Origin of the sequence: Pseudomonas folii (assembly GCF_014357575.1) — a bacterium.
GTDB classification, from domain to species: Bacteria; Pseudomonadota; Gammaproteobacteria; order Pseudomonadales; family Pseudomonadaceae; genus Aquipseudomonas; species Aquipseudomonas folii.
In genome coordinates this window covers 1-9,252 of the sequence record NZ_JACONW010000185.1, presented here as the reverse complement: position 1 = coordinate 9,252, position 9,252 = coordinate 1, and the positions used below count along the sequence as shown (strand labels likewise).

The 9,252-nt window shown below is 56.8% G+C and carries 10 protein-coding genes and 1 pseudogene; 7 read left to right on the top strand and 4 right to left on the bottom strand.

Going from position 1 to position 9,252, the window contains the following annotated elements; all coding sequences use genetic code 11:
* Nucleotides 1–187 precede the first annotated feature (187 nt).
* Nucleotides 188–361, bottom strand: a complete 174-nt coding sequence (locus tag H8S59_RS24155) for a hypothetical protein (protein ID WP_176469998.1) — start codon at nt 359–361, stop codon at nt 188–190.
* A gap of 289 nt (nt 362–650) precedes the next feature.
* On the opposite strand from H8S59_RS24155, the gene H8S59_RS24150 reads away from it, so the two are divergent.
* On the top strand, nt 651–2,720 hold the full coding sequence (locus tag H8S59_RS24150) for an AsmA family protein (RefSeq protein ID WP_187523053.1): 2,070 nt from the start codon (nt 651–653) through the stop codon (nt 2,718–2,720).
* 384 nt (nt 2,721–3,104) lie between these two features.
* Here H8S59_RS24150 and H8S59_RS24145 read toward each other — a convergent pair whose 3' ends face one another.
* Nucleotides 3,105–3,638, bottom strand: coding sequence for a ferritin-like domain-containing protein (locus H8S59_RS24145; RefSeq protein WP_095101890.1), 534 nt, complete (start codon nt 3,636–3,638; stop codon nt 3,105–3,107).
* Nucleotides 3,639–3,856: 218 nt separating this feature from the next.
* Between H8S59_RS24145 and H8S59_RS27460 the strand changes: the two genes are divergently transcribed.
* Entirely contained in the window at nt 3,857–3,943 is an 87-nt protein-coding gene (locus H8S59_RS27460) for a small membrane protein YohP (protein WP_445941327.1), read from the top strand.
* Between the two features lie 84 nt (nt 3,944–4,027).
* Here the strand turns inward: H8S59_RS27460 and osmE are convergent, their stop codons facing one another.
* Nucleotides 4,028–4,366: an osmotically-inducible lipoprotein OsmE gene (osmE, locus tag H8S59_RS24140; RefSeq protein ID WP_187523054.1), complete on the bottom strand. Its 339-nt coding sequence runs from the start codon at nt 4,364–4,366 to the stop codon at nt 4,028–4,030.
* A gap of 190 nt (nt 4,367–4,556) precedes the next feature.
* On the opposite strand from osmE, the pseudogene H8S59_RS27025 reads away from it, so the two are divergent.
* The 4 genes and pseudogenes from H8S59_RS27025 to H8S59_RS24125 all read left to right on the top strand — a co-directional run.
* Nucleotides 4,557–4,717: pseudogene (locus H8S59_RS27025) on the top strand (triacylglycerol lipase); the annotation flags it as partial.
* A 58-nt stretch (nt 4,718–4,775) separates the two neighbouring features.
* On the top strand, nt 4,776–5,033 hold the full coding sequence (locus H8S59_RS24135; protein ID WP_095101886.1) for a hypothetical protein: 258 nt from the start codon (nt 4,776–4,778) through the stop codon (nt 5,031–5,033).
* Nucleotides 5,034–5,124: 91 nt separating this feature from the next.
* A complete protein-coding gene (locus H8S59_RS24130; protein WP_095101884.1) occupies nt 5,125–5,409 on the top strand; it encodes a PsiF family protein in 285 nt (94 codons plus the stop codon).
* Between the two features lie 191 nt (nt 5,410–5,600).
* On the top strand, nt 5,601–6,611 hold the full coding sequence (locus H8S59_RS24125) for an AI-2E family transporter (protein WP_095101882.1): 1,011 nt from the start codon (nt 5,601–5,603) through the stop codon (nt 6,609–6,611).
* A 91-nt stretch (nt 6,612–6,702) separates the two neighbouring features.
* Here H8S59_RS24125 and H8S59_RS24120 read toward each other — a convergent pair whose 3' ends face one another.
* The gene (locus tag H8S59_RS24120; RefSeq protein ID WP_095101880.1) at nt 6,703–7,968 is read right to left on the bottom strand and encodes an Hsp70 family protein; all 1,266 of its coding nucleotides are present in this window, start codon (nt 7,966–7,968) and stop codon (nt 6,703–6,705) included.
* Nucleotides 7,969–8,265: 297 nt separating this feature from the next.
* Between H8S59_RS24120 and cbpA the strand changes: the two genes are divergently transcribed.
* Nucleotides 8,266–9,204, top strand: a complete 939-nt coding sequence (gene cbpA, locus H8S59_RS24115; RefSeq protein WP_187523052.1) for a curved DNA-binding protein — start codon at nt 8,266–8,268, stop codon at nt 9,202–9,204.
* Nucleotides 9,205–9,252 lie beyond the last annotated feature (48 nt).

The following is a 9,252-nucleotide window of genomic DNA, read 5'->3' as shown; positions in this document are numbered from 1 at the left end:
GATGCGTCGAAGGGGTTTTCGATTCGGGAATGATGGGCATGTGACGTGGGACCGGCTTCAGCCCGGAAGAGGCCGTTACGGTCACTAAAAATGTGTCATCTGAGATACCGCCTTCCCGGCTAAAGCCGGTCCCACGTCATCGGCTTGCAAACCAGCATAGAATCTCCGGCAATGGATATCCATCTGATTAAACCCGCTGATACTGCTTGATCAACTGCGCATGGCCGTCCTGCGCAATCGTTTCGTGCACGCGCTGCAGGCTCATCTTCATTTCGGCGCTGGGTTCGCGCTCGGGCGCGGGTACGGCCCAGACGTTAGCGGCCAAAAAGGAAAAGGTCAGGGCGAGCCATACGCGTTTCATGATATTCGCTCCTCTCAAGAGCTTCCGGGGTGGTGTATGGCAGCGATATTACGCCCGGCCTGTCGATTGAGAAGTTCGTATTCCTGATGGTGAAAATCATCAATATTGATTCATTCTCCAGCCCTTGCTGGCTGTGGCTTGCAGCCTTCGCCTCATATAGAGACTTGGGTTTTCAGCCCGATGCTGTAATTTGCACATCCGATCAAACCCTCGGGGGTTTTATCAGTCGAAGTTGAAAGTCGTATGCAACGGGCCAGGGCCGGCCTGTTGTTATCTGGAGAGTCATGCAATGACGCGCAGCCGTAAAATCTTTGCCTGGACCGGTGCCATTCTGTTGTTGGTGCTGGCCGTTCTGGTCGTTGTGATCGCCACTTTTGACTGGAACCGCATCAAGCCGACGCTTAACGAAAAAGTCAGTGAAGCGTTGCATCGTCCCTTCGCGATCAACGGCAACCTGGCGGTGATCTGGGGACGCGAAGCCGAGGAGGGCGGCTGGCGGGCATGGGTGCCATGGCCACGTTTCGTGGCTGAACACCTGAGCCTGGGTAACCCTGAGTGGTCGAAAACGCCGCAGATGGTCACCCTCAAGCGCGTCGAATTTCGCCTGTCGCCGTTGCCGTTGATCGTGCAACACGTGGTGATTCCGCGCATTGATCTGACCGGGCCCGATGCAAAACTTGAGCGCCTGGCGGATGGTCGCGCCAACTGGACGTTTGATTTGCCCAAGTCGGACCCTGATGCCGAGCCTTCCAGCTGGGTGTTGGATATCGGTGCAATCAAGTTCGATAAGGGCCTGGTGAGCTTCAACGATCAGACCCTTAACACTCAGGTGGATCTGGTGATCGACCCGCTGGGCAAGCCGATTCCGTTCGGCGACATCGTCGGCAGCGGAGAGGCGAAGAAAGCTGAAGAGAAGGGCGTTCGGCCACAGGATTATGCCTTTGGCGTAACGTTCAAAGGCCAATATAAAGGTCAGAAACTGAACGGCAGCGGCAAGCTCGGCGGGCTGCTGGCGCTCAAGGATGCTGCTCAGCCATTTCCGGTCCAGGTCGATGCACATGTCGGTGATACCAACGCCGCAGTGGCTGGCACCGTGACCGACCCGCAGAACCTGGGCGCGCTTGATCTGCGTCTGAAGTTGTCAGGCAGCAGCCTGAGCAATCTTTATCCGCTGACGGGCGTGACACTGCCGGATTCGCCGGCTTACTCCACGGATGGTCGACTGATCGCCAAAATCCATGGCCCGGCGGGCGCTAACTTCCGTTACGAAGGCTTCAACGGCAAGATCGGCAACAGCGACATTCATGGCGACCTGGGTTTTGTTGCCAGTCAGCCGAGGCCGAAACTCACCGGTACGCTGGTTTCCAATCAGTTGCTGTTTACCGACCTGGCGCCTTTGATCGGTGCGGACTCCAACGCTGCCCAGAAAAAACGTGGCGGGGAAAGCAAGCAGCCATCGGGCAAGGTGTTGCCTGTGGAAGAGTTCCAGACTGACCGTTGGCGTGCCATGGACGCCGATGTCGAGTTCACCGGCAAGCGCATCGTGCAAAGCCCGGACCTGCCGTTTTCTGATCTCTACACCCACGTTGTGCTGAACGACGGCCAACTGAGTCTGCAACCGCTGCGCTTCGGTGTTGCAGGCGGCAAACTGGATGCCGACATTCGTCTGGATGGCCGTAGTAAGCCGATGCAGGGCAGGGCGAAGCTCTCTGCGCGCAATCTCAAGCTCAAGCAGCTATTCCCAACCTTTGAACCGATGAAAACCAGCTTCGGTGAGCTGGCGGGTGACGCCGACATCAGCGGCAAGGGCAACTCGGTTTCTGCGTTGCTGGGCACTTCCAACGGTGACTTGAAAATGCTGGTCAATGACGGCGCGATCAGCCGCAGCCTGATGGAAATCGCCGGACTCAACGTCGGTAACTATGTGGTGGGCAAGTTGTTCGGCGATCAGGACGTGAAGATTAACTGCGCAGCGTCTGATGTGGGCATCAAGGACGGTCTGGCGACGCCTCGTCTGTTTGTGTTCGATACCGAGAACGCGATTATCTTTATCGACGGCACAGCCAACTTCAAAACCGAGCAACTGGATTTGAGCGTCAAGCCTGAGTCGAAAGGCTTCCGCGTGTTCTCGTTGCGGTCCCCTCTTTATGTACGCGGGCCGTTCGCCAAACCCAATGCGGGTGTGCAGTCCGGGCCGTTGTTGTTGCGCGGAGCGGGAATGGTATTGCTGGGTGCCGCAATCGGCCCGGCAGCAGGTTTGCTGGCCCTGGTCGCGCCGAGCAGCGGTGAAGAACCCAACCAATGCGCGCCGTTGCTGGAGCAGATGAGATCAGGCAAAGCACCGAAGACCGTGCGATAACACCAGAGCGCACCGCGCGCTCTTGGTGGGAGATTCTATGTTGGCCTGCAAACTGATTGACGACGTGGGACCGGCTTCAGCCGGGAAGAGGCCGTGACAGACGCTGAATCTTCATCGGCAGAAACACCGCCTTCCCGGCTAAAGCCGGTCCCACGTCATCATTGATTCCTGCGAGAGCTAAGCTTCCTCGCGAAGCAAATCCTTTGAATGCAATGCATGTTCTGTAGGAGCTGCCGAAGGCTGCGAAGCATTGATCCTGATGCTCCGCAATAGCAGCTCCTGCAGGTTCAATGTTGCCGTGAGACGGCGAGGTACCCTCGGCACGTCAGCAGGCACAAAAAAGCCAGGACTCAGTCCTGGCTTTTTTGCATCAACACTCACCCATTACAGGTCGTTGAGAATATCTGCCATGTCGTCGGCGTGTTCTTCTTCCTGGGCCAGGATGGTTTCGAAGATACGACGGGTTGTCGGATCGTCTTCGCCGATGTATTTGATGATCTCGCTGTAGCTGTCGATGGCGATACGTTCAGCCACGAGGTCTTCGTAGACCATTTCCTTCAGGGTGGTGCCTGCCACGTATTGGGCGTGGGAATTCTTCGACAGGGTGTCGGGGTTGAATTCCGGCTCGCCGCCCAGCTGTACGATGCGCTCGGCCAGCAGATCCGCGTGTTCGGCTTCTTGCTGCGCGTGCTCAAGAAACTCGGCAGCGGCGACGCTGGCTTTGAGGCCGGTCGCCATATAGTAGTGGCGCTTGTAACGCAGCACGCACACCAGTTCGGTAGCCAGTGATTCGTTCAGCAGGCGCAGTACCGTTTCGCGATCTGCGCTATAACCTTCGGTGACGGCTCCGTTCTCGACATTCTGGCGCGCACGTTCGCGCAGGGTGTTCACATCTGACAAATGTTGGGCCTGGTTCATGGTTTATCTCCAAAGCTAATCCGGTATCCGTCTCGCTCTTGATGCGCCAATCCTCTACAGCGTTGAGTGGCGCCCGGCATGATCGGTAACAGGTGTGAGTGCTCGGCTTCGGGAAAAGTTTTATTCTTTTGCATCATTGGTTGATGAACAAAATATTAGGAAACGACTGTTACACGCCGCGGTCCCAACCTTGAGACGAAAATATATGGAGATACACAATGCTCAAGTTCCTCGGCAGCACCATCGGCATCATCTTTCTGATCGGCCTGGTTGTGGTCATCGCTTTGTTCAAACTGGTTTTCTAAGCGCGAACGGCTTCACGTGTAAAAGCGCCGGCCAATAAAAAGCCCGATGCATCTGCATCGGGCTTTTGCGTATCAACGAGCGGCTTACATGGCGCGTTCGTTGTCTTCACGTTGCTCGCAGGTCATGAAACCCTTGTTATCCACGCGACCGTTGGCGTTGAAGCTGACGTGATAAACCTGCTCGTGGCCGTCTTTATTCATCACGTAGTTGTTGCAAACACCCGGGTGAACCTTGCGCTGTACGCGAGTAGACGGCGTACCGCCGATGGTCAGTACTTGCTGCTCGGTCATGCCGTCTTCGACTTGCTTGACCAGCGGCTCGTTGCGATAGGTCACGTAATCCACCGGGTTCTGCACGGTGGTGTTGGCGCAACCGCTGACTGCGGCAATAACGAACGCTGCTGCGAGGCTCTTCTTGATCATGAAATACCACTCCAATGACAGAGCCATTGTTGGCCCGTTGCAGCTTGGAGCTGCGGAGGTTCGCAAGAGTTCGATTATTTGATGGCCTTTGAATACTACGTACGTCGCACGGTGATTTCGTTACCTGACAGCCAGGCATCCGCTGCAATCGTAACCGCCCGTACGGCAGCAGTCGCACTTGATGAAAATTGCTCGCACGTTCAGAAAACAGCGCGGTCAATGTGATGGCATGGTCGGGAGACTCGGTTCTCATCTGGGTGCCTTGACGGGTGACTATTACCCTCGACCATCGCCAACCCTGTGAAATTGTGTGTTGAGCACGCCGCGCGCCTCAAGGCTGCGGGCCTTTAGCTATCTCAGCTGTTGTTCGTAGTTTGCCGCCCGGTCGGGTCGGCATTGGAGTGATGCAATGAGCGATAAAGAACACTACGCAATCGAGTACACCCTGGCGGGTGAGCACCACGTGGACGTGATCGAGAATCTGGATGTGCCGATCATCGATGTGGTTCATGAGTTGGCGCAGAAGCATCACGTCGTACTGGATGACGACGTGCAAAGTTTTATCGCCGTGGATGAGGCAACGGCCCACGCATCGGGCATCACCGATGTGTCGATTCACAGCATCGAACAAGAGGACTTGCAGCTCGACACGCGCAACGTCGGGTAGGCCTGAGCTGGACGGGTCGCGCCGCATATTCTTTGGCTACACTCCAGAGCAGGCCACGCTGGTCGGCATGGCCACTGTGGAGTGGATAACCATGAAAATGCTGCGCGTCCCTTTGTTGTTGGTGAGTCTGTTGATGTGTGCCCAGAGTTATGCGGCCACTGCCCAACAGAACAAAATGACCACCTGTAATGCCGATGCTACAGCTCAGTCCTTGAAGGGTGATGAGCGCAAGACGTTCATGAGCACCTGCCTTAAAGCCTCACCGCCGCAAACCCAGCAACAAAAGATGACCAGCTGTAACGCAACCGCTACAACTCAGGCACTCAAGGGCGATGCCCGAAAGGCCTTTATGAGTGACTGTCTCAAGAAGAAATAATTTTCCAGTGAGCGTTCAGGCGCTGGAAATGGTGCTGTTCAGCGTCCTGAAACCTTTAATTCCGGCGTCTGGTGCAGGCTGCTTATTCCTCGGTCTGTCAGTCGTTTCCGATGGGGTCGTCTGATCACTGGTCCTTAGCTCAGAACGCTGGCAGACTGCCTGCCTCTTAGCGCCGTTCGTCCTGAGGCTATATGCCAACGTTTTCCTCGCGACAAGTGTTGTTGGCCAGCTGGATTCTGATATTCGGCGGTCTGTTGATGGTTTTGCCGTTCAAACTGCTGCCGAGTCTGTTGGCCGGGTTACTGGTCTACGAACTGGTCAACATGCTGACGCCCAAGCTGCAAAGGCTGATCGCCGGGGAGCGTGCTCGCTGGCTCGCGGTGGCGTTGCTAGGCACGTTGGTGGTCAGTGTGCTGGCGTTGATCTTCGCCGGGGCGTTCAGCTTCGTGCTGCATGAGGCAGAAAACCCTGGCGCTTCGCTGGACAAATTCATGATCCTGGTGGATCGCGCTCGTGGTCAGCTTCCACCGTTCATCGACGCCTATTTGCCGGCCAGCGCTGCCGAGTTCCGGATATCTCTGGGCGAATGGATTCAGAAGCACGTCGGCGAACTGCAACTGATCGGCAAGGGTGCGGCGCACATGTTTGTCACCATGCTGATCGGCATGGTGCTGGGGGCAATCATTGCCTTGCAGCGAATCTCCGATGTGCATACCCGCAAGCCGCTGGCGGCTGCGCTGTTTGAGCGTCTTAGCCTGTTGAGCAAAGCGTTCCGCAACATCGTTTTCGCTCAGATCAAAATCTCGCTGCTGAACACTGCATTCACGTCGGTGTTTCTGGTCATTGTGCTGCCGTTGTGTGGCATTCACCTGCCGTTGACCAAAACCCTGATCATCATGACCTTCCTGCTCGGCCTGCTGCCGGTGGTCGGTAACCTGATGTCCAATACGCTGATCTTCATCGTGGGAATGTCGATCTCGATCTGGGTGGCACTGGCGGCGCTGGGCTACCTGATCGTGATCCACAAAGTCGAATACTTCCTCAACGCGCGGATCGTTGGCGGGCAAATCAATGCCAAGTCGTGGGAATTGCTGCTGGCGATGCTGATATTCGAAGCCGCATTCGGCCTGCCGGGTGTAGTGGCGGGGCCGATTTACTATGCGTATCTGAAAAGCGAGTTGCAGCGGGAGGGGTTGGTGTAAGAGAGCAGCTGCAAGCTTCAAGCTGTAAGCTTCAAGAGGCGCACGGCCTGCTTTTACCTTGTAGCTTGAGGCTTGCAGCTTGTAGCTCCCCTTAGCCGTACCGCTTCTTCGCCTCAATCGCCAACCCGCTGCCGATGCTGCCAAAGATATTCCCTTCGACGTGACGGGCATTGGGCAGCATGGCCGAGACACTGTTGCGCAGTGCCGGGATGCCGCTTGAGCCACCGGTGAAGAATACGGTGTTGACCTGATCAACGCCCGCACCCGCCTTGAGCAGCAATTCGCTCACGCTGTTACGTACGCGCTCCAGCTGCGAATCGATGGCGGCTTCGAACATCACCCGGCTCAAGTCAACACTCAAGCCCGGCTCGATGCGGTCCATTGGCAAATGGCGGCTTTCGCTGTGGGTCAGCTGAATCTTGGTTTCTTCCACTTCCATCGCCAGCCAGTGCCCGGCGCGCTGTTCAATCAGTTTGAACAGGCGGTCGATGCCTTGGGTGTCTTCAATGTCGTAACGCATGCTGCCCAGCGCCAACTGAGACTTCTGCGAGTACACCGAGTTGATGGTGTGCCAGGTCGCCAGGTTCATGTGATGACTGGTCGGCATGTACGCCTGGCTTTTCATCCGGCTGCCGTAGCCGAACAGCGGCATGACGCCTTGAATGCTCAGTTGTTTGTCGAAGTCGGTTCCGCCGATATGCACGCCACCGGTGGCCAGGATGTCTTCGTGACGGTCATCGTAGAAGCGACGGTCAGGTGACAAACGCACCAGGGAGAAGTCCGAAGTACCACCGCCTATGTCGACAATCAGTACCAGTTCTTCCCTGGTAATCGTGGATTCATAGTCGAATGCGGCAGCGATAGGCTCGTACTGGAACGACACGTCCTTGAAGCCGATCTTGCGGGCGACTTCGGCCAGAGTGTCTTCTGCTTCCTGATCAGCGGTAATGTCGTCATCGACGAAATGCACCGGACGGCCCAGCACCACTTCTTCGAATTCACGACCGGCATTGGCCTCGGCACGTTTCTTCAGCTCGCCGATGAACAACGCCAGCAGGTCCTTGAACGGCATCGCCGTGCCCAGCACGCTGGTGTCGTGCTTGATCAGCTTGGAGCCCAGCAGGCTCTTGAGCGAGCGCATCAGACGGCCTTCGTAGCCTTCCAGGTATTCGTGCAGCGCCAGACGGCCGTAGACCGGGCGGCGTTCTTCCATGTTGAAGAACACCACCGACGGCAGGGTAATCTTGTCGTCCTCCAGCGCGATCAACGATTCCATGCCGGGGCGCAGCCAGCCGACGGTGGAATTGGACGTGCCGAAGTCGATACCGCAGGCACGGGCCGGGGATTGGTCATTCATGTCTTTTACGTTCCAGTCAAAAAACGGCCGCGCAGTGTATGCCAGTGCACGACGGATGCGTAGGGCGAAACATCGGTTAAATGTAGATAACTGTATTTGTATGCCTGACTTGAACTGGCCGACCTGACCCCCAATCTTCAAGGAATTGTCTTCACATCAGGCCGTCGAACGTCTCAAGCATCAAGCTGGCGGGGCGCGCGGCCGATACAACTCAACGAATTGGATTCAGAGACCTCAAAATAGAGGATGCTGTGCGCAGTATTCAGCGCTGCACGGCGTAACCGGGGAAAGCATTAGATGGACTTCAAAGACTATTACAAGATTCTTGCGGTAGATCCGACTGCGGATGAGAAAGCGATCAAGGTCGCTTACCGCAAGTTGGCGCGCAAGTATCACCCGGACGTCAGCAAAGAGGCTGGCGCGGAAGAGAAATTCAAAGAAGCGAACGAAGCGTACGAGGTGCTGAGCAGCCCTGAAAAGCGCGCCGAATACGACGACTTGCGCAAATACGGTCGGCAGGGCCAACCCTTCCAGGCGCCGCCGGGATGGCAGAGCCGGGCGGGTGCGGGCGGTTTTGGCGGTGCTGATAACGGCGACTTCTCCGATTTTTTCAGCTCGATCTTTGGTGGTCGTCCGCAGCAGGGCGGTCGCTCACGCAATCCAGGCCGCCGAGGACAAGACGTGGAAATGGAACTGGCTATCTTCCTTGAGGAGACATTGTCGGCCGAGTCCAAACAGGTCAGCTTCAAGGTGCCGCAACACAACGCTGGCGGTCAGCGCGTGGCGGATATCACCAAAACCCTGAACGTGAAAATCCCGGCCGGTGTCACCGACGGCGAGCGTATCCGCCTCAAAGGCCAGGGCGCGCCCGGCGTAGCCGGTGGTGAAAACGGCGATCTGTACCTGATCATCCGCCTCGCGCCGCATCCAAAGTTCGAAGTCGAAGGCCACGACCTGATCATCACCGTGCCGGTGGCCCCTTGGGAAGCTGCGCTGGGCGCCAAGGTCGCGGTGCCGACGCTGACGGGCAGGATCAATCTGACGATTCGTCCCGATAGCCAGAACGGCCAGCGATTGCGCATCAAGGGCAATGGTCTGCTGAACAAACAGGGCCAGCGTGGCGACCTGTTGGCACAGATCAAGGTGGTGATGCCCAAGTCCAGCGACGAAGCCACTCAGGAGCTGTGGAAAAAACTGGCCGACAAGGCAGCGTTTGATCCGCGGGCGCAGTGGTGAGGTAAAAAGCCGGTCGTGCGCTACTGCGATGATGACTGTGACGTGGGA

Bases quoted from the DNA above. Each gene is read 5' to 3' on its own strand.
- H8S59_RS24125 (WP_095101882.1), top strand. From the start codon at position 5,601: ATGCCAACGTTTTCCTCGCGACAAGTGTTGTTGGCCAGCTGGATTCTG.
- cbpA (WP_187523052.1), top strand. From the start codon at position 8,266: ATGGACTTCAAAGACTATTACAAGATTCTTGCGGTAGATCCGACTGCG.
- H8S59_RS24150 (WP_187523053.1), top strand. From the start codon at position 651: ATGACGCGCAGCCGTAAAATCTTTGCCTGGACCGGTGCCATTCTGTTG.
- H8S59_RS27460 (WP_445941327.1), top strand. From the start codon at position 3,857: ATGCTCAAGTTCCTCGGCAGCACCATCGGCATCATCTTTCTGATCGGC.
- H8S59_RS24145 (WP_095101890.1), bottom strand. From the start codon at position 3,638: ATGAACCAGGCCCAACATTTGTCAGATGTGAACACCCTGCGCGAACGT.
- H8S59_RS24155 (WP_176469998.1), bottom strand. From the start codon at position 361: ATGAAACGCGTATGGCTCGCCCTGACCTTTTCCTTTTTGGCCGCTAAC.
- H8S59_RS24120 (WP_095101880.1), bottom strand. From the start codon at position 7,968: ATGAATGACCAATCCCCGGCCCGTGCCTGCGGTATCGACTTCGGCACG.
- osmE (WP_187523054.1), bottom strand. From the start codon at position 4,366: ATGATCAAGAAGAGCCTCGCAGCAGCGTTCGTTATTGCCGCAGTCAGC.
- H8S59_RS24130 (WP_095101884.1), top strand. From the start codon at position 5,125: ATGAAAATGCTGCGCGTCCCTTTGTTGTTGGTGAGTCTGTTGATGTGT.
- H8S59_RS24135 (WP_095101886.1), top strand. From the start codon at position 4,776: ATGAGCGATAAAGAACACTACGCAATCGAGTACACCCTGGCGGGTGAG.